Here is a 17,740-nt window from a genome sequence, read left to right on the forward strand (position 1 = left end):
TTCCCATGTCTTCGACGATATCAAATAGTTTCCCCATCTTTATCACCTACCCAATAATGTAATGCATTACTTTATGGAATCATTATATCATAATCTACCAATAAAAAAAGAGGGATTTCTCCCTCTAGCTCGATTATGCTAGTAATTTCTCCAGATTTATCACACCGTCGCCGAAGTAAGCGTCTTTGCCTGGGGCTCCAAGATCGATGCTGGAAGCAAGCAATTTGGTATGCAGCGCGTCTGTAGCCGGGATCACTTCGCCGCGTCTCAAAAGATACGAGAGATAAAGTGCAATGCTGCCAGCCATAAGTGGTGTCGCCATGCTTGTTCCCGATAAGCGGGCATAGCCGCCATCTTTATAGCAAGAGAGTATATCAACGCCTGGAGCCATGATTTCATTTTTGAGGCCATAATTCGAGAAGCTCGCCCTTTCGTGATTACGCCCCATCGCCGATACTGCGATCACTTCGTCATACATCGCCGGCCAATCCACGTAATGGTTTTCGTTGCCGGTTGCGGCGACCATGATGATGCCGGCTGCTGCGGCTGCTTTGATCGCATCATGCAGCTCCTGCGGAGGTTCCATGGCGCAGCCAAGGCTCATGGAAATGAGATGGACTTTTTTGTCGATCGCCCAACGGATCCCCTTGATAATCGAGTCAAAGCCGCCACTTCCGTTGTCGCTGAGCACCTTGGCGCAGTACAGTTCTGTCTGTGGCGCAACGCCGATCATACCCTGCCCGTTGTCTTCGGCGCCGATGATGCCGGCGCAGTGCGAGCCGTGCCCCTGGCGGTCGCGGCCGCCGTAGGATGAGCCCGTGAAATCGATAACAGCCTTGATGTTCTCCTTCAAGTCCGGATGATGGAAGTCCACGCCGGTATCGAGGATTGCAACCCGGACATCCAGTCCGGTAGACTTAGGCCACACGTTCGGTGCGCCAATGTCGTTCAGCCCCCAGTCGATCAGATCGTCGCCTGCGCTTGACGGATGAACACTTACCACTTCGTGATTCGCCAGCTTGAATGCTTGTTTCATAATGTCCTCCTGTGTCTTCACCCTGTATCCTTATATGAAATTGTAACACATTACATTCCATTATTCAGCTTAGACTTTACCCAGAAGATGCAGGAAAAAGGAAGTGAAAGCTCCACCGATTACCAGGATCGACAAGGAGGTCATGACGACTGTAAAGATGCTTGGCCCTTCGAAGCGGCCGATAGGACGGATCGGAAGTCGCCGCACAAAATCCTCAAGATAGAGTGTATTTGCGCCCTCCATCTCCCTGAGCCTGGTGTATTCATCTGCCCGCTCCAAGGCGGCACGTCTGACTTCCCTGCAGAACTCATCGTAAGTGTATGCGCGTTTGTGCCACTCTTTCTCCAGCTTCGCACGGCAGTTCTTGATGATGTTCTCGGCGAATGCTTCCATCGTGGCACGCTCGAGATCTTCATGTTCATCAGGTTCAGCTATGTTCCCGTCCGTCTGATGAAGATACGCTTCGATCAGCTCCATAATAATGCACCCACTCCATGCCGACTTTGAAATGCTTATTCCATTTATTCGGATAGGCGTTCAAGAAGACGACCCGCTTCACGCCTGCCTGGTTCAGTCGCTTCGTGCAGTTCTCACATGGCTCATGCGTTACGTAGGCGGTTGCGCCGATCAGGTCCCTCCGGTTCGTATGCAGTATAGCGTTCTCCTCAGCATGCAGCGTCCGGATGCAGCGCCCCTCGTCGTTTAGCAGATGGCCCACGTCGTCGCAATGATCATGGCCATGGATGCTGCCGTTGTAGCCGGCTGCGATCAGGCGGTTATTCTTCACGATGATACAGCCGACCTGCAGTCGATTACAGGTGCCTCGATCGGCGACTTTCTTCGCAATATCAATCCAATAGGAATCCCAGTCTTTGCGCATGTTATTGACCTCCCAAACTCATTCTCATCGTGGTCTACTAAAACAGTGTCAGCTGCTCGGATTCAGGTGCCGGCTCGGCGTAGTACGCCTGCTCTCCGTCATCCAATGCGACGCGGTAGATCCCACAGGTCCGGCCGGTGACACCGCACTTGCGCTTGCCGCACACTTCGACGACGCCCGCTAGGTGAAGCTCCGTAAGCCGCGGGTGAACGAAGTTACGTTCGGGCTTCGGGAAATACTCCTTCTCATGCATGATCAGCGCCAGCTCGCCAGCTGTTGCGCCTGTGTCGCCAAGCAACTCCAGTTCATGGTAGACGGCGGCTTGACGCTGCCCCAGCGTCTCAAGAATTACCTTGTAGCTTTCTTGTCTTGTCGATTGTGTAATGCTCATCATTGGCACGCTCCTCTAAATATCGTTCTGATCGGTTTTTGTATTGATTAATTTTCAAGCGGTTCAGGTATGTCTGATAAGCTGGGGAATCCCGGTAATGCTCTTTCATGTATTCAACAATCAGATCCATCAGCGCCACTCCATGCAGAAGCTCTTGGCCGGACAGCTGTCGCAATGATAGCTCTCCCGTGGATAGAACCATTCCTCGTCGATCGTTTTCTTCATCATGCGCACCGATTTATACAGGCGCTGGTAATCCTTCTGCCGGCGCTCCGTGTAATATGGCACGCCCGTCTTCAAATGCTGCAGACAGATGGAGTCTGGCTCCTTCTTAAACATGGAGTGGAAACCAATCGCTTGGAGCGTAAGGTCCATATCCGTCCGCTGCCAGAAGTCGTCCGGGCGCTGCGGGCTCGTCTTGAAGTTGGCGATCTCCAGCCCACGCGTCGTCTCCCGGATGACCGGGATATTTCCGCGGACAAAGAAGTCATCGCCGATTGGCACGCGGAAGTCTACGTTGACCGCAATCACCTTGTCGGGATTAAACTTCTGCTGCCGGTGAAAAATAGCCAGCATCTCGATGGCGGCAAGTTCCTTCTTGCGCTGTGCCTGCTTATCATCAAATTGGATGTCGTAGATCTTGTTCTTGTCGTACCAGATGCTGCCGAATTTCGCTTTCAGGTCTTCCATCGAAACCAACTTGCCTTGATGCAGGTTCAGATAAAAATAGCTGATCGTTGTCTTGATCGCTTCGCGGAGCCCGTCATTCTGCGAGAGCTTAACCGGCATCTTATCGATCTCGATGAACTTGTACCGAAGCGGGCAGGCTTTAAAGTCATACAGCTGCTCAACGGTAATTTCCATCGTCATCGCCTCCAAAGATTTCATGCACCGGCACGAAGATGCCGCGCGCATTCATGATGCTCCACATAATGCTGACCATACTGTCGTCTCCGTAACAGACGACATCGAAGAAATGTAGGGACGGCAGGTACGTGTGGAAGTGTACGTCAAGCAGATCCTTTAGCTTCTTCGCCATCTCGAGCCGCGCGTGAAGCGTATTCTTGGCATAACGAAACTCCTCGGACTGTACGGCCAGAAAGTTGTCGATCATGGCTTTGAAGTCAGCTCCGCTTTGGATCTGGCTTCGGGTGTAGGCGTTGATGAGCTCCATTATCTCCGTCCCCTTCTGCCCATCCGGGATTCATTGTGACCGCGCATCTCCGGCGTTAAGCGAACGTTCTGCACCCGGCCGACCTCCTGACCGCCCAAGAAAACCCTGGCCTCGTTCTGCGGCGCCGCTTCGTCCACTTCGATCGGGCAGGAATACTGAATCTGAATAACGTCTCCCTTACTCGGTGTTTCCCGCAACACGACCGACCTGTCATGCACATCGTAGTCGGCCCCCGCTCGCTGCATGACACCGTTAACGTAGACCAGTTCGGTGTGCGGCGCCGGCTTATGTTCCAACGTCATCAGATTCGACCAGCCGTCCCCTCGCATCGATTGACCGGTGCGCCGGTGCTGCTCATGAATCGGCGTTTTTGAAACGCGTTCTTGAATCTTGGCGATCTCTGCAAAGAAACGCAAGTGATGTCCATCAATATAGGACTGCAATAATTCCATTAGGCTTGCTCCTTCTCTAGCAGTTTTATGGCTTCTTCTAATTCACGGATCCGTGCATTCAGATTGATCTTGGTGCGTGTCCTGGTTTTCTTCAGGATCAGAAGCGACCCAAGCGCTCGTTTCAGGTGCTGGATAGAATAGGCGTAGCTCATTTGGTCGCTCCTTCCTAAGCAAATAGAGGGATTCCCTGTTGCAGCACTCGTTGTCTGATCTCGTCTCGTTGTATGTAGGCTAAAAGCAAATTGTTGAGCCCATCAATTTGAGGCTGATCTGGTGCTGACCAAGAGACTTTAACCTCTTGGCCAGACTTTAACCTATAAGTGAATGGCTTATAGGTCCGATCAGGTATCTTGTGGGCGTTAAGGTATCCCGCAAGCAGCTCCATCGTCTAGTCTCCGATATGCTGGACGCCGATGCGCGGCGCGCCGGTTGGCCCTTGGTTCGGTCCGACCTTTTCAAGCAGCGCCATCGACATTCGCTGTAGCTCTTCAGCCTGATTCAGCAGGCGCAGGATCTCATAGTTGTTTCGCTTGACCTGTGCAGCGGGCTCAGAATCGTCACGCACGATCTTCTTCGTCTTGCCCAGGATCTCGAATTGGAGCTGCGCGAGAACCTCTTCTAGCTTTTCGCCTTGCGGATTATCTGCGCCCAGTAGGATGTTTTGCATGTTCACTTCTCCCCGGTAATTTAATTGGTTCAGCCTCGATCGCCGGCGTGCTCGTATAGAGCACACCGACCACGAGCAAAGCAGCTGCCAGCAAATGCTTCATCTCTCTCATCCCCCTGATGATTACATAGATTCAATTGCGGCTTTCAGCTTCGGATATGGATCTTCCCAGCCCGCCGGCTTTTGGATCTTGCCGTCGCCCTCGCGGTAGTGCGGCTTGCCGTCCGGCCAGAGCTTGGACATATTGGCATGCTGCACGATGTCCATCAGCGCCTGCGGCTTCACGCCGAGCTCGACCAGCGTGCCGAGCGCGAAGTACATCAGATCAATCATGGCGTCTGCTTGATCGACGACGTTATCCGAATCCAGGAACTCTTGGATTTCTTCTTGGCACCAGTGCATGCGGTTCTCCGCGCGCGCTTGTTCCATCATCGTAGGCCGGCTCGCCACTGGATGGTTGAATGCCTGGTGGAAGGCCTTCACTTGATTGAAGGCCAGGTCCAAACCACGCTCGTCCATGCTTGCGGTATAAGCTTGAATCAGTTCGCTCATCGTTGTTACATCCCCCTGTTTAAATGCGCCCGTACTTGAAGGCGCGCGTTTACACGATCCCAGTCCGCTTGCGTGATCGGCTGCACGTTTGCTTTCTTGTACACGCCCTTCTGCGAGAAGAAGTCATGCGTGATGAACTCGGCAATCTTGGATGTCGCATTCATGACGATGACGTTGACCGGCTCCTCCGGGAAGTAATCGTCGAAGCCCATGTTCTGCAGCGCGCGGTTCGCATTGTAGCGGACGTAGGCTTTGACTTGATCCGCGAGGCCGATCTCGGCGTAGATTTCTTCGGTGTAAGCCATCTCGATCTCGTGCAGTTCCTCGAGCAGCGTGAACATCTTTGTCTGCAGGCGTCCCTGCGTTTCGGCATCGAAGCTCTCGAACAGTTCCTGCGCAAGCATGCCGACAAAGTTGCCGTGGATCGCTTCGTCCCGCAGGATCAAGTTGATGATCTCCGCGGAGTTGGTCAGCATCGCTTTGCCATCGACGCCGCCGCCGGCGAGGAACAATGGCAGGAAGAAGCCGGAGTAGAACAGATAGCTTTCCAGGAACACCGAAGCGACCATAGCCATAAACAGGTCTTCGTCGTTCTTGATGCTCAGGTAGATGCTCTGGATGATCCGGGCTTTCTTCTGCAGCAGCGGATGACTGCGCACCCAGTCTTCGAGCAGCCAGTCGATGTACGAGCCATCGGTGATCAGCGTCGTGAAGATGGTCGAGTACGACTTGGCATGCATGTGCTCCATCATGGCCATGAAGCCGGCGACCGACTTGCGCTTCAGCTCTTTCAGATGGATGGCCAGCTGCGACATGCCCACATTTGCTTGGATCGTATCCAGAAATGTAAGGCCCGCCAATGCGAAGGCATAAGCTGTCTGAAGCGCCTTGTCCATCTGCTTCCAAACCTTGATATCGTCGGACGGCACGAACTCGGTATCGATCCAGTTCTGCCGGTTGTTTTGCTCCCAGAAATACTCCGTGAACTCGTCGATTTTGCGGTTCCAGTTCACGGCGTGCAGGATCATTTGGCTGTCATCGATTAGTTCCGGATTAGACGGCACAGGACTCACACTCCTCTTTGGCCAACTCGCGCGTCCGCACGTAATACACGGACTTCAAGCCTTTCTTTGCTGCGTATACGAGATACATTGAAAGTTCGTTTGTAGGAATATCCGAGTCCACGAACAGGATACAGCTGATGGCTTGGTCTACGTGAACCTGCGCGGCGGCCACCAGGTCAATCAGGTTGAACATGTCCATCTTATAGGCGCTCTTGTATGAGAAATTCGTGCGCTTCGAAAGGTATGGCATCGGATAGTACGTCTTCGATTTCTCGTAAGTCCGCGTTTCCACCTGGTCTGTAATCGGCATGAATCCTTGGGTACTGTTCTGCACGTAGGAGATCGATTGCGTCGGCGCGCCGGCGAGGCGGTACGAGTGCCAGATGCCATGCGTCTTGACTTCGCCCTTGAGCCACGTCCAGTCTTCCGGCCCCGGCAGATGCTGCGACCCGAACAGTGCCTTAACGCGGTCCGATGTCGGCCGGTAATCGTTCGTCAGGTAATGATCGAAGTAGCTGCCGTCTGCGTAATCGCTTTTCTCGAAGCCTTCGAACGTTTCGCCCAGCTCGATTGCGATTTCCATCGACCGCTTCAAGCTATAATAGTTCAGCGCATTGTACAGTGCGGTCACATATTCAAGCGCGAAGTCGCTCTCGTAAGGAATGAGCTCACTGGCCAGATAGCCATGCAGGTTCATGAGGCCAAGACCAATGCTGTGCATCGTGCGGTTCGCCAGATTAACGCCAGGAGCATTCTTTACGTTCGACTTGCGCACCACGTCGGTCAGCATATCGACGCCATCGTAGACCGCTTCCTCGATCGATTCGTCATTCATGATGTTGTAGGCATTCAGCGAGCCGAGCACGCAGTTGATGTCGCGGCGGATCGTGTGCTTCTTGCCCCAGTCCTTGATGTCGGACACTTCGATCAGCTGCATGATTTCGGTGCAGAGATTCGAGAACGAGACATTACCGAGCTGGCGAAGCGGATGGAACTTATTTGCGTTCGTCTGGAACATAAGATACGGGTAGCCGGTTTCAACCTGCTGCTTGGCGATCTCGTTGAGGTATTCCTGTGCATTCTTCGGCTCGCTCTTGCGCACGTTCGGGTTGGCCAGGATCTCGTCATACATCTTGTCGAAGTCCATGTCGCTCATTTGAATGCCGTATTCCTGCTTGATGTCATACGGGCTGAACTGGTAGAAGTCATCGCCCCGCTCCGCCAGATCAAAGAAGACGTGAGGTACGATCAGGCCGGTCGAAAGCTTCTTCAGGCGAACCTTTTCGTCAGCGTTGTGCTTCTTGCTATGCAGCAAAAGATCGGCATCCAGATGGAAGATTGACACGTAGCCGGCGCCGCTGCCGTTTCGCTGGCCCATTTGATCCCAGGCGGAGAATGTATCCTCCATCAGCTTCGCGACGACCATGATGCCCTTCGCGGCGCCCTCGTAGCCTTGGATCGGGTCGGACATGGCACGGAGATTGGACAGGTTGACGGAGACGCCGCCGCCGACTTTGGAGAGCTGGCCGCAGCAGTTCAGCACGTAGTTGATGCTGTTCAGCGAGTCGTCCATGATAAGCAGGAAGCAGCTAACCAGTTCGCCCCGGCGAGCGCGGCCAGCGTTCATGTAGGAAGGTGTAGCCGGCTGGTAATGCTGTCTCATGAGCGTCCGAATGTAGCGGCGGGCACGGTCCATGTTGCCGGCTGCATAATACAGCGACACGATCGTATTGTGATCCTCGTAGCTTTCGAGGTATTGTTTCTTGTTGTTGGTCATGAGCGCGTAGTCCTGATAGAATTTACTGATGGCCATAAAGCTCTGGAAGGCAAAATTGAATGACCGGGCCAGGTTATGGATTTCCATGATCTGAGCCATCGTGTATTCTTTCAGGAGCTCTCGATAGTAGTATCGATTCCTTACCATCCAATTGAAGCGTGCTTCCGGAGACTTGAACTTACGCATTTTGGAATCGACTTCCTCTTGGAACTGAGCGATAGCCGCCTGGTCGTGCTCGAGTTGATAGAAACCGTCTTCATCCTTCTGTAGAATCATGTTGTTTGATTCAATGTAACTCAAGATCTTTCACCCTCTCTAACAGATATTGTACGTCACTAGGACGGCCTGCAAGTTCAAACTTGTGAAGCAGTGGCACGCCAAACCGGTCAGATATCCGGTCTGCAGCATAGGCAAAGAGTGGCCAATTTCTACTGCCGCTCGCAGCCACACCGCGGAGGTGCTGGCGGTTGTTGACCAGAAAGCGCATGACGTGCTCAGGCACTTCCCCGCTCCCGCATGTATACGTGACCATGACGAAAGGTTCGTCGATGCTCGTATCTGCTTGGATTCGTAGAATCGGCAGCCCGAGCTTACGAACGAACTTGTCCACCTTACCTGTGAAACTGCTATAGGCGATTAACATTCTTCACCTCGTTTGTAAGGCATTACATTATTGGATAAGAATCATTTTATTCCTAAACTTTATTTGATTCAAGATCTTGACAAAGAAAAAACCCCAACACAAGATGTTGGGGCCTGTGTCAAACTTACGCCATCGGCTTCAATTGCGCCACTTCCGCCGCATTGTACCAATACGTGGTCGTACCGAGATTACATAGGATCTTAGCCGACAGCTGGCCAGCCTTGGCCATTTTGCGCAGCTGGTCCGGAGAGTGTCCGTGCCTTGTCAAATAATGACCCGACACCCACCCTTCCTTTTGCAACTGCTTGCGGAGCTTCATCGCTTCCGCAGACCCTTTTACATAAACGTTTTCAGTCGTCTTCATGGGTTTACCTCCTAGATCGTAATTGCAACGAAGTCGAAACGGACGATGCGGTTCGCCAGCGCCGTGAGGAAGTTCGGCGTGCCCGGCTTCGGCTCCAGCGCCTTCGACGGCGATTGTTCCCATTCATGGCTCTCGATCATTGCAATCAGGCCTTCCATGACCGGCTGTGGCAAATCTGTTTCCATATCAACTTGGCTGATGAACTCCTTCACGACGATCGGATGCAAGTATTTCAGCTCGTCCTCCAAGCTGTTCAGGCAGATGTCGGACAACAGGACGCTGGCCAGCATGATGTCGCGCAGCATGCCCTTCGTGAAATCCTTGTCCAAGAAGGCAGCCAGGACCTTGAATACTTGTTTGGTATGCGTTACAACTTGCTCGTCGTTATAGAAAGAATCGCTGGTTGCCGAGAGGACGTTTTGCGTGAACGTGCGAACGTCCGGGCTTTCGATCTTCTCGAGCTCCGAGCGAAATGTGACTACGGCTGCATGAATGTCTGTCATGATTATCTTCTCCCCCGTGCCCCATGGCACTTCATATGTGCGTTGTTCTCGATCTCCCAATCGTTATGCCAACGATTGCTCATATTGTCCTTGGTGCTGTTCTGCCCTGGCTGCTTGATGTCAGCCCCGCAGTAGCGGCACCAGCATGGATCATCCAGCTGGCGCTGCGCCTGCGAAAACATAATCTTGGTGAAGTCACCCATGTCGCCGAAGCTATTACTCTTCTTGGCCATGCCCTGTCTCCAGACCAAGCTCTCGGCGGAGCTCCTCCTTGGCTGCCGCGACCAGATGATCGACGAGGATGCGCGCTGACTCCTTGTTCAGCAGCGAAGGATTAGCAAGCAGCGTGGCTGCTTTCTCGCGGAGCGGGCTGATGTAGTTGGCTGCTTCCGGATCCCACTCCCGCTTCGCCCAACCAGACATCGTGCTCAAGGCGCACGTCCTTTTAGCGCCGTGCTTGCCAGTTAGAGATACTGGATAGTAGACAACCTCTTCCCAGTTTCCCCAGCGTTTTTTCTTCGTCTCGAAGCCTTCGACATACCGGATCAGGCCTTTGCTGTTCTGATAAAACTTTCCGCCCTCAATTTTCACCTTAAATCCCCCTCTATCTGGATCGCCTTGATCCCGTTGACTTCTGTATAACCTTTGAACGTGCCCTTGCCTTGACTCTCGCCGTTGACGAAATACTCGAACTGCCTGCCCATATACGGTCGCATGGGCTCGAAGTCGATTGTGTCCTGCTCTTGGTTGTACAGCACGACGCTGCCGCCCGGCAGGATGATCCTGGCGATATGGCCGCTACCATCCTCCTGCATGACGAAGAAGATGCGGAAGTCAGTGCCGTCCAGATCAATGCGCTCGCGCTTGATCATCACGTTCAGGACTCTCTCGTTATGCAGCTGTGTGTTGCAATGCAGCTTCTCTTCCGTCAGGACGCAATCGCGGCAAGCTTGATGGGATGAATCATAGTTACGGCATTTGTAGCAGAGCGGGCACTCCTGAAACGCAGAGCAATAACCATGGACTTTGTGTCGCGGCAGGTTCATCATGTCCTCTTTGCCGAGAACGGTTCGCTTGTCCATCTTGAATGTATTGGTCTTTACCTGCTCGGCCAGGTAGCGCTCCCGGATCTCATGACGCTCCGAGTTCGTGAGGCCTTCCGTCTGCGCCTTGTGCAACTTCTGTGTCCAGAACAGATCAGCTTCGGACATACTCATTCGGCATCGGCCTCCTGGGATTCGTCGCCGAGCTCGATGCCAAGCATGATGCAGTCATTCAGCGTCAGGTAAACCTTTTTGTCGGCCAGCTTCATGTCTTTCTCAATCGCCACTTCCGCCTCGTCTAGCTTGCCGGCGAGCCATTCGTTCTGGTTCTGCAGCTCCGTGATCTTCTTCTGGAGCTCGAGGTTGCGCGCCGGGCGGTTATCCTCGACCGGATTGTTCTCGGTCGCACGGCGCGGCGGGTTGGCGCGCATGTCCATCTGCAGGTCGGTATACTCCCGCTCCACTTCTTTCAAGGCCATTTTGTTGGCCGTGATTTGACCCTCGATGATTTCCTGCAGCTCTGCTACCGTCTTATGGATTCCGATTAACATCTTCAATCTCTCCCCTTATTTGTAATACGTTACAAGCATGTTGTCCAAGTTGACTGGAACGCCTTCATAGCTGTTCATCTGCATGGAGACGACCGGCTTCATCGGATTATACGTCGCATGCAGGACTTTGCCGGCATACGTGAACGTCAAGTTGCTGATGCCATCGCCTTCAATCAGCAGTTTGGATGGAGCCAGGAAGCTGTTGAAGCCGTAGAAGTCGGCCGGGGCAACCTGCTTATCAAGTGCAACGAGCACAGCATCCAAGACCGGATCGGCGCCTTCTTGCACAAATTTGATGTGCCCCTTCATGAGCGTGAAATTGCCTACACCATCGACCCGGATGCCGAAGATATCATTATTAGCTGCCGGCAGCGAGAGCGGTGCGGCGTTCAGCTGGATGGCGAACTTGGTACTGTCTGCGATCTCGATGCGCTGCGTGAAGTCTTGCAGCTGATACATCTGGCGCATACTATCGTAGATGCCCGAGTTCGTCGTAAAGCCTTTCGGCCATTCCGCCGTGGCGAAATACGCCTCGAGGATCAATTGATCAAGCACTGGCGGCACATAGGTTGCTTCCAGGATGGCCAGATTGTTCGCGCGCAGGTCGGCATTGAATCCCGTGTTGATGCTTTCGATATCAAGGCCAATCGGATTGCCGGTGGTCGTGGTCGTAATGAGGCCCATGACAATCGCTTCGTCCGGCTTCTTGTTGTTGGTGATCTCGAAGATCCATTTGTTCTGTTCTGCAATCCGAATACGGTTGACGTCCAGACTCTGGCTCTCTGGATCGAAATGGAATGTGCCAAGCTTCGTTTGCTTCGCCACTTCTTCATTGTCGATGATCTCCGTGACAGTTGCCCCAAGCAGCACGATGACTTGATCGTTCACGGTGTCCGGCGTGTAGTTCAGAACCGTCATCGTAAACTCCAACCGATGCGTCTTGTCGGCATCAAAGAAATATGAGTATTGCACGAGTTATCCCTCCTTCTTAGTCAAGGTCAGCTGCGAGCTGTCCTTCCAGCTGTCGCGGCTTGTTGCAATGGCGATCTCGACGCTGCCGGTGGGCTCGAAGTGCAGCACCGATGCGTCGTCCTTGTCTATCTTCACGTTGTCACGCAGCGCGAAGATATGGGCAATGAAGTTACCGATCGACATTTCGATGTCGGCCAGCTCCTTCAGATGCGTCTGCAGGTCGGTGATCGTATCGCTGTGCGTTGTTTCCAGCTCCGCGATGTTCGCTTCCATTGTGGCCAGGTAACCCTGGTTCTGCTCCAAGCGCTTGGTGGCTTGAACGATCTGCGGGTGCGCCGTGTCACCGCCGTACTTGTCGAGCATGGTCAGGATCAATTCGTTTTCGTCGATCGTATTCTCCCTGAGATCATTCGCGTTACCCCGGATTTTGCCGAGCAGCGTTTCCACGCGCAGCTTGTTGACCGTCATGCGGGCAACGAAGTCCCGCAAGAATGCTTGCTGCTCCTGCGGCGTGGTCGATTGAATCTTGATTTCATCCACGTTAAACACTCCTATCCTTGATATATGAGCGAAGCATAGCGGCGGCCGGCCTCTGGCGTCGATTCGACGCTGTACGAGAAGTCCGGGATGAACTCGTAGAACTTCGTTCCCTTGAAGGAGGAATGTTTGTTCTTTCCGAACTTCGCCTCGATAACCGGCATCTTCGCATCGCTGTCTTCCTGCAGCCAGTAAATCTGCGCATTTTCTTCCTTCACGCCAACCTCGTTGAACATAAGCACGATCAGCGTGGCTTCATACTGCAGCGTAATCGTATCCTTGAGGTCATCGACTGTTGGCCGGCGCCCGTTGGTTTTACGCAAGTGAGCCGTGCACATGACCGTCGCATTGTATTGCGTGGACCAGCTCTTAATCGTCTTGGCGACATGTTCGTTGCGGGCATCGTTGTTGTTGAAGTTGATGCTCTCGACGGTGATATCGTTGAAGGAGTCAATGGCGATGACGATCTTCGTGCCTTCAGGCTTGGTCATCAGCACCATCTTGAGATGCTCCTCCAGCCCTTCGAGCGACGTCGTGTAATTGGAATCAAACATGCCGAAACGGTCCATCCGACGGTACATGTTCTTCATGCCCTCGTTACGCTTCTCCATGATCTTCGGATCCTCGGCAAAGCGCTCCGGCGTCTTCGCCTGGGCGATCGTGATCTGTTGGTCACAGGCGATGTAACGCGGCATGAGCTCGTTGTTCGAGTCATCAAGGGAGTGGTAGGACACGTATACGTTATCATTGCATTCCGCGACGTCCTTGCTGAGCTGGAGCATAAACGCAGACTTACCAACGTTCGGCGCGGCGGCAAACAGGATCAGGCCTGGCTGTATACCGCCCTCGAGTCCTTCATCGAACTGCGGGAAGCGGCTGCGGAGTCCACCACGGCTGCCTCGGCTCCAGGAGTAAGCGTCCATGTTCTGGATGTTCTGAAACATCCGCTGCTCCAGCGGCGACAGCGGCCGGCCAAAGATGGCCTCATGATTGAGGACCTTCAGCTTGAGCGGGTTGCTTTCCTCGGCTCCGAATATGGAGGTGTCGGTTTGCATCTGCTCGTTGACCTGGCGCATGATATCTGCGAAGTTGATTGATTCTGACATGGCTATCTCCTCTCTGCTTTATCTGCGTGTTGGTTTGGCTGCCGGCTTCCGGAACAGCGGACAGGTTTCGCCCTCGCATACACCGCTCAGCCTGTGATAGGTTTCGCAGCCATAGCGGTATTGCCCGTCATAAACTGAGTTGACGACGACTTCGATGTCGTTGCTCCGAAGCGGTGGAACGCAGTTTTCCTCTCCCCATTGCACCATGCGGGCGAGTGCCTCTTCCCGCTCCGTCCCGCGCTGCATTAAGAAGCTAGTCAGGGCCGTAGCAGAGTTGTTTCGTTCATCGATCGTCTCACGAAAGATCTTCTCAAACATGGTACTGATGCAGGCCGGCAGCTTCTCCAGTTTCATGAGCTTGCCGGAGAACTCTTTGCGGCGCGTCGCCGCCTGCGACCATTTCTCGATATATTTATCCAAGGCGAGCTTTGCTTTTGGACTTGTGATCGTTGTCGGCTTCTGGATCTCCCTCGGAAACTGGGCCAGGAAGCGGATCTCCTCGAGCGAAAGCTTGCACAGTTCTTCGTAGGTTATCGGAATCTTAAAGCGCTGCCCCTTGTAGTTCCAGGTGTTGATCATCCGGAACATCCGCTTGTCGTCATAAATTTTCACGTCCAGCGTTTTAAAGAGCGTGTATTTGGCGATATCGGTGGCGATATCCTTATAGATTTTGTTCAGTGAAACATGTGGCGTCAGGCCGAGCACCTGGGCATCCACCGTCAAATGAATGCCCTTGCTGCCAGAGAAGAACAGGTTGATCTGCGTAGGATCAACCGACAGGATAACCTTGAGATAACGTATGGCCGTCTGGACGTCCGAGCGGATCTTATCGAAGTCGTCGTCGCTTTCCAGCGGATAGTCGAAGTCCAAATAGAAGTCTCCGTATTTCAGTGAGTCCGGCGCATTGATGATCCACTTACCCCGGGAGTTGTGCATCCAGATGGGGTTGATGTAGCGCATCACGGTTTCGTATACGCCAGCATTGTTGTACTGCTTGCGAAATTGCTCTGCGTATTCGACCGGCATGAAGTGCTTGCGGGTGAATTGAAACTTCGGATCCCGATTCCAAGGCAGATCGGCGCCGCATTCGATAAAAACTTGATCCACTCGTTATTCCTCCTTCCGGACGATCTTGTTGATCCCTTCCTGAATGTGAACGTTCTTCTTGCCCTCGATGAACTTCCGCGCATCGTCCATGTAGCGCTCGAGATCGAACGCATTGCGAAGCGGGAGCAGCTGCATCTCCGCCCGCATGGAGCGGGCCACGTCAATGGCAAACAGCAACTCGTCGATGTTATAGATGCCAAGCAGGTACTTGAACTTGCCCTCGTCCTGCCGGCGCATATGGTCGTTCGGCGTGATACCGTTCGTCTTGTACCAATACTCCTGCAGTTCGTCCATCGTGAAGCGCTTCTTGATTTCCAGGTAGAAGCTCTCCTCGATCCGCTTCACGACGCCATCCTTGATACTGATGCGCGGCGCCGGCGGTACGTTGCGCAGGACGTTGTGATAATAAAACACATCCGGCTCGATCAAATTATTCGGCGGCTTCTTGTTTCCGATGATCTCCTCCAGGTGATACACCCTCTTTACGAGCTCGGGATGAATGCGGGCGAACTCGCTGATCTCGAATTGCAGATCATGGATTGTCCATCCCGCCTCCGTCGCCTTGCGAATCGAAGCTGTCGCGCGCTGCAGCCGTGCAAGCATGGCTTCATCGGTGCCGATTGCTTGCACGGCCTGGAACACGAACCATTCGGCGAGCTGATAGATTTGTTCCTCCATCTGCTGGCCCCCTATGCCGTGAACTTCTCAAGGAAATCGTTAAACCCCTTGAGGGAGTCTGGTGTCAGATCCTGCAGCGTGGCCGTTTCACTCTTGAGGAAATCGCGGATATACGGATTAAGCTGGTCGTCTGTTGCGAGCTTCAGCCGCTGACGATGCGTATGCGTCCGCATGATCTCCGCTTGATTCCATTCAGTCGGGATGGCGCTTGGGCCTTGGTCGGCCGGCGCGGCTTGCTCCGCTTGTGCAGGAGGACCATACTGCGTAGCTTGCGGCTGTGCCTGATAACCCTGCGGCTGTACGTTCCCTTGCGGCTGCACGTCCCCTTGCGGCTGTGCGCTTGCCTGCGGCTGTGCTTGGTAGCCCTGCTCCTGCGCGGTGTTTGGCTGCTGCGGCATGTTCTGTTTGTCCCACTGCGCAGCTTCCGGTGTGCCTTCGTTATGCGGGTTGAACGGGAAGTCATTCGGATTCATCTCGAAGTTTCCGTTGGCCTGCTGATTCACGTCTACTGCCCAGGATTGTTGCTGCTGTTGCCCTCCCCAACCATTTTGCTGTTGGTTAGGAAAGGGCACTACGTTTCCCGAGTTCTGTCCACCATAACCAGATTGATCCCAGCCGCCCTGCTGCTGCTGGTATCCGCCTTGCTGGCCCCATCCTTGTTGTTGCTGACCGCCATAGCCTTGCTGCTGTTGCTGGTTGCCCCATTGCTGCTGGCCTTGCTGTTGCTGCTGGTACCCGCCCTGTGGCTGACCGAACTGGTAATTCGGATCTTGCTGCATCTGGCTATACTGCTGATCGTCTTCCATATCGACTTTAATCTTCGAGTAGATTTCTTCGCCGACACCGAACATCGAGGCGCATTTAACGAGACAGTTGGACGCCGCGGCTTTGTACGCCGAGTCCTGATTGTCCTTGCCGCCAATCGCGATCTTACATCCGTACTGCTCGCGGTATCCGAGGCCCGGGATGAACAGATAGCCTTTGACGTGATACACGTAGCCGTCGAACGTCCAGTTCGTGGTGTTCTTCTCGTTGCGGTATACTTCCTCCCGCCACTGATGAAGCAGGCCGGAATCCCAATATGTAACTCCGTCTACCGTATGATCGAGAATCTGGCGGACCGTGTTGACCCCCATGTATTTGCTGTCCGGCTTGTTGCGGCCGCCTGGCTTCGTTTCGAGCCATTCGTCCTTACAAGCCTTCAGCGATTTTCTCATGCTGCTAATCTGCTCTAGCGACGGCAGATATTTTTCAATGACTTGCATGCTTTCATCTCCTCGCTGTTTTATTATGCCGCAAGTTGCAACATAGTTCAAGGATAATAATGTAATGCATTACATTATAATAGTAACATGCGGGAGTCGCTATGGCAAGCTTAGACACGAAAAAACACGAGGTTTCTTGAGATTACTCAAGATCCCTCGTGTTTACTCTGATTTTCGTTTTAAGCCTTCGCTTCTGCGGACTTGAAGATGCCGACCAAGTTGTAGAATTTGACGGCAATATCGATGCAGCGTTCGGCGATCGCCATAACGTACTCCTTGGATACTTCCATCGTCATGACTTTAGCCAGCTCGTCATAAGCGCCGGCAACCGAATCGAGCACGGCTTGCTTCTTCGCGTCGCCATTGCCATCGACCTCGAAAGCTTTGACCAGTTCCAGGACCAGGATCAGGATGCCCGGCGTAACGGTCAGGTACTGCAGGATAGATTTAAGCTTCTTGCTCATCGTCTCCACTCTCCTTTTTACTTCTGGTGCGCGATGAAGTCGCGCGTTTTTGCTTCGCGTTGATTTCCGACTGAACGCTCTTGATGATGGCTTTCGGTATCCATTTCTCCCATCCGGCGCGGACGGAGTTTGCGGTTAAGCTGTTCCAGGTATGAAAGATAAGGCCGGATGTGACGCCGTAAAAGAAGACGCCTGGAGTGTGAAAGACGAAATCCAGCATATTAGCTGCTGCCGGGAAACATAGGATGAAGATCGTCCGGAGAATACCATTGATCCCGTATTCAGAAGCATAGCTGCCGTCCTTTTTGGAAGCTGCGACACCGCTGATCCAATCCATAAAGATGAAAAATGCATAGATTCCGATTAAGGACATTCGGTCCTCCCCACTCCCGTAAATAACTTCAGCCCCTGATCCGATAAGGGCACCGAGCGCAGCGATGACTAGCTTTACGGGCGTGACGATGCTTTCGACATCAAAGGGTTTGTTGGTGATAAAACGCTGCATTGAACCTGC

28 protein-coding genes are annotated in these 17,740 nt (G+C 53.3%); all 28 read right to left on the bottom strand.

Going from position 1 to position 17,740, the window contains the following annotated elements; translation table 11 throughout:
- Positions 1 to 133 precede the first annotated feature (133 nt).
- The 28 genes from BMZ79_RS26940 to BMZ79_RS27065 all read right to left on the bottom strand — a co-directional run bounded on the left by BMZ79_RS26940 (position 134) and on the right by BMZ79_RS27065 (position 17,731).
- Complete coding sequence (locus tag BMZ79_RS26940) at positions 134 to 1,036, bottom strand: S8 family peptidase (protein ID WP_090646572.1); 903 nt, start codon at positions 1,034 to 1,036, stop codon at positions 134 to 136.
- A gap of 69 nt (positions 1,037 to 1,105) precedes the next feature.
- Positions 1,106 to 1,513: a hypothetical protein gene (locus BMZ79_RS26945; protein ID WP_090646435.1), complete on the bottom strand. Its 408-nt coding sequence runs from the start codon at positions 1,511 to 1,513 to the stop codon at positions 1,106 to 1,108.
- Positions 1,464 to 1,916: a deoxycytidylate deaminase gene (locus BMZ79_RS26950; protein ID WP_090646436.1), complete on the bottom strand. Its 453-nt coding sequence runs from the start codon at positions 1,914 to 1,916 to the stop codon at positions 1,464 to 1,466. Before BMZ79_RS26950 ends, BMZ79_RS26945 begins: the two co-directional genes overlap by 50 nt.
- 37 nt (positions 1,917 to 1,953) lie before the next feature.
- Positions 1,954 to 2,307 (bottom strand): hypothetical protein, encoded by a 354-nt coding sequence (locus BMZ79_RS26955; RefSeq protein ID WP_218154811.1) that lies wholly within the window; start codon positions 2,305 to 2,307, stop codon positions 1,954 to 1,956.
- Positions 2,308 to 2,436: 129 nt separating this feature from the next.
- A complete protein-coding gene (locus BMZ79_RS26960) occupies positions 2,437 to 3,171 on the bottom strand; it encodes a PD-(D/E)XK nuclease family protein (protein ID WP_177222364.1) in 735 nt (244 codons plus the stop codon).
- A complete protein-coding gene (locus tag BMZ79_RS26965) occupies positions 3,155 to 3,481 on the bottom strand; it encodes a hypothetical protein (RefSeq protein WP_090646441.1) in 327 nt (108 codons plus the stop codon). Before BMZ79_RS26965 ends, BMZ79_RS26960 begins: the two co-directional genes overlap by 17 nt.
- Positions 3,481 to 3,933, bottom strand: coding sequence for a hypothetical protein (locus tag BMZ79_RS26970; RefSeq protein ID WP_090646444.1), 453 nt, complete (start codon positions 3,931 to 3,933; stop codon positions 3,481 to 3,483). Before BMZ79_RS26970 ends, BMZ79_RS26965 begins: the two co-directional genes overlap by 1 nt.
- Complete coding sequence (locus BMZ79_RS34495; protein WP_177222365.1) at positions 3,933 to 4,085, bottom strand: hypothetical protein; 153 nt, start codon at positions 4,083 to 4,085, stop codon at positions 3,933 to 3,935. The genes BMZ79_RS26970 and BMZ79_RS34495 overlap by 1 nt, the downstream gene beginning before the upstream one ends.
- A gap of 236 nt (positions 4,086 to 4,321) precedes the next feature.
- On the bottom strand, positions 4,322 to 4,600 hold the full coding sequence (locus BMZ79_RS26975) for a hypothetical protein (RefSeq protein ID WP_090646446.1): 279 nt from the start codon (positions 4,598 to 4,600) through the stop codon (positions 4,322 to 4,324).
- Positions 4,572 to 4,703 (bottom strand): hypothetical protein, encoded by a 132-nt coding sequence (locus BMZ79_RS35370; RefSeq protein WP_256253156.1) that lies wholly within the window; start codon positions 4,701 to 4,703, stop codon positions 4,572 to 4,574. The genes BMZ79_RS26975 and BMZ79_RS35370 overlap by 29 nt, the downstream gene beginning before the upstream one ends.
- A 20-nt stretch (positions 4,704 to 4,723) precedes the next feature.
- On the bottom strand, positions 4,724 to 5,152 hold the full coding sequence (locus BMZ79_RS26980) for a pyrophosphohydrolase domain-containing protein (RefSeq protein WP_256253157.1): 429 nt from the start codon (positions 5,150 to 5,152) through the stop codon (positions 4,724 to 4,726).
- Positions 5,153 to 5,157: 5 nt separating this feature from the next.
- Complete coding sequence (gene nrdF, locus BMZ79_RS26985) at positions 5,158 to 6,174, bottom strand: class 1b ribonucleoside-diphosphate reductase subunit beta (protein WP_090646578.1); 1,017 nt, start codon at positions 6,172 to 6,174, stop codon at positions 5,158 to 5,160.
- A 31-nt stretch (positions 6,175 to 6,205) separates the two neighbouring features.
- Complete coding sequence (nrdE, locus tag BMZ79_RS26990; protein ID WP_090646447.1) at positions 6,206 to 8,293, bottom strand: class 1b ribonucleoside-diphosphate reductase subunit alpha; 2,088 nt, start codon at positions 8,291 to 8,293, stop codon at positions 6,206 to 6,208.
- A complete protein-coding gene (gene nrdI / locus BMZ79_RS26995; protein ID WP_090646448.1) occupies positions 8,280 to 8,636 on the bottom strand; it encodes a class Ib ribonucleoside-diphosphate reductase assembly flavoprotein NrdI in 357 nt (118 codons plus the stop codon). The genes nrdE and nrdI overlap by 14 nt, the downstream gene beginning before the upstream one ends.
- A 124-nt stretch (positions 8,637 to 8,760) precedes the next feature.
- Positions 8,761 to 9,000, bottom strand: a complete 240-nt coding sequence (locus BMZ79_RS27000) for a hypothetical protein (RefSeq protein ID WP_090646449.1) — start codon at positions 8,998 to 9,000, stop codon at positions 8,761 to 8,763.
- Positions 9,001 to 9,011: 11 nt separating this feature from the next.
- Positions 9,012 to 9,503 carry a hypothetical protein gene (locus BMZ79_RS27005; RefSeq protein WP_090646458.1) on the bottom strand — a complete coding sequence of 164 codons (492 nt, stop codon included), beginning with the start codon at positions 9,501 to 9,503 and terminating at the stop codon, positions 9,012 to 9,014.
- Positions 9,504 to 9,505: 2 nt separating this feature from the next.
- Positions 9,506 to 9,736, bottom strand: a complete 231-nt coding sequence (locus BMZ79_RS27010) for a hypothetical protein (RefSeq protein ID WP_090646460.1) — start codon at positions 9,734 to 9,736, stop codon at positions 9,506 to 9,508.
- Positions 9,720 to 10,094: a hypothetical protein gene (locus BMZ79_RS27015; protein ID WP_090646464.1), complete on the bottom strand. Its 375-nt coding sequence runs from the start codon at positions 10,092 to 10,094 to the stop codon at positions 9,720 to 9,722. The genes BMZ79_RS27010 and BMZ79_RS27015 overlap by 17 nt, the downstream gene beginning before the upstream one ends.
- Entirely contained in the window at positions 10,091 to 10,720 is a 630-nt protein-coding gene (locus BMZ79_RS27020; protein WP_090646466.1) for a hypothetical protein, read from the bottom strand. The genes BMZ79_RS27015 and BMZ79_RS27020 overlap by 4 nt, the downstream gene beginning before the upstream one ends.
- The gene (locus BMZ79_RS27025) at positions 10,717 to 11,097 is read right to left on the bottom strand and encodes a hypothetical protein (RefSeq protein WP_090646467.1); all 381 of its coding nucleotides are present in this window, start codon (positions 11,095 to 11,097) and stop codon (positions 10,717 to 10,719) included. Before BMZ79_RS27025 ends, BMZ79_RS27020 begins: the two co-directional genes overlap by 4 nt.
- Positions 11,098 to 11,112: 15 nt before the next feature.
- Positions 11,113 to 12,069: a hypothetical protein gene (locus BMZ79_RS27030; RefSeq protein WP_090646470.1), complete on the bottom strand. Its 957-nt coding sequence runs from the start codon at positions 12,067 to 12,069 to the stop codon at positions 11,113 to 11,115.
- Between the two features lie 3 nt (positions 12,070 to 12,072).
- Positions 12,073 to 12,609 carry a hypothetical protein gene (locus BMZ79_RS27035; RefSeq protein ID WP_090646472.1) on the bottom strand — a complete coding sequence of 179 codons (537 nt, stop codon included), beginning with the start codon at positions 12,607 to 12,609 and terminating at the stop codon, positions 12,073 to 12,075.
- A gap of 11 nt (positions 12,610 to 12,620) precedes the next feature.
- On the bottom strand, positions 12,621 to 13,712 hold the full coding sequence (locus BMZ79_RS27040; protein ID WP_090646475.1) for a DnaB-like helicase C-terminal domain-containing protein: 1,092 nt from the start codon (positions 13,710 to 13,712) through the stop codon (positions 12,621 to 12,623).
- An 18-nt stretch (positions 13,713 to 13,730) separates the two neighbouring features.
- Positions 13,731 to 14,819: a primase C-terminal domain-containing protein gene (locus BMZ79_RS27045; protein WP_090646478.1), complete on the bottom strand. Its 1,089-nt coding sequence runs from the start codon at positions 14,817 to 14,819 to the stop codon at positions 13,731 to 13,733.
- A 3-nt stretch (positions 14,820 to 14,822) separates the two neighbouring features.
- The gene (locus BMZ79_RS27050) at positions 14,823 to 15,497 is read right to left on the bottom strand and encodes a hypothetical protein (protein ID WP_090646481.1); all 675 of its coding nucleotides are present in this window, start codon (positions 15,495 to 15,497) and stop codon (positions 14,823 to 14,825) included.
- An 11-nt stretch (positions 15,498 to 15,508) separates the two neighbouring features.
- The gene (locus BMZ79_RS34500) at positions 15,509 to 16,762 is read right to left on the bottom strand and encodes a hypothetical protein (RefSeq protein WP_177222366.1); all 1,254 of its coding nucleotides are present in this window, start codon (positions 16,760 to 16,762) and stop codon (positions 15,509 to 15,511) included.
- Between the two features lie 179 nt (positions 16,763 to 16,941).
- A complete protein-coding gene (locus BMZ79_RS27060) occupies positions 16,942 to 17,226 on the bottom strand; it encodes a hypothetical protein (protein WP_090646483.1) in 285 nt (94 codons plus the stop codon).
- Positions 17,210 to 17,731, bottom strand: coding sequence for a phage holin family protein (locus BMZ79_RS27065; RefSeq protein ID WP_090646485.1), 522 nt, complete (start codon positions 17,729 to 17,731; stop codon positions 17,210 to 17,212). Before BMZ79_RS27065 ends, BMZ79_RS27060 begins: the two co-directional genes overlap by 17 nt.
- Between the last annotated feature and the right edge of the window lie 9 nt (positions 17,732 to 17,740).

Origin of the sequence: Paenibacillus sp. UNC496MF, assembly GCF_900113915.1 — a bacterium.
GTDB classification, from domain to species: domain Bacteria; phylum Bacillota; class Bacilli; order Paenibacillales; family Paenibacillaceae; genus Paenibacillus_Z; species Paenibacillus_Z artemisiicola.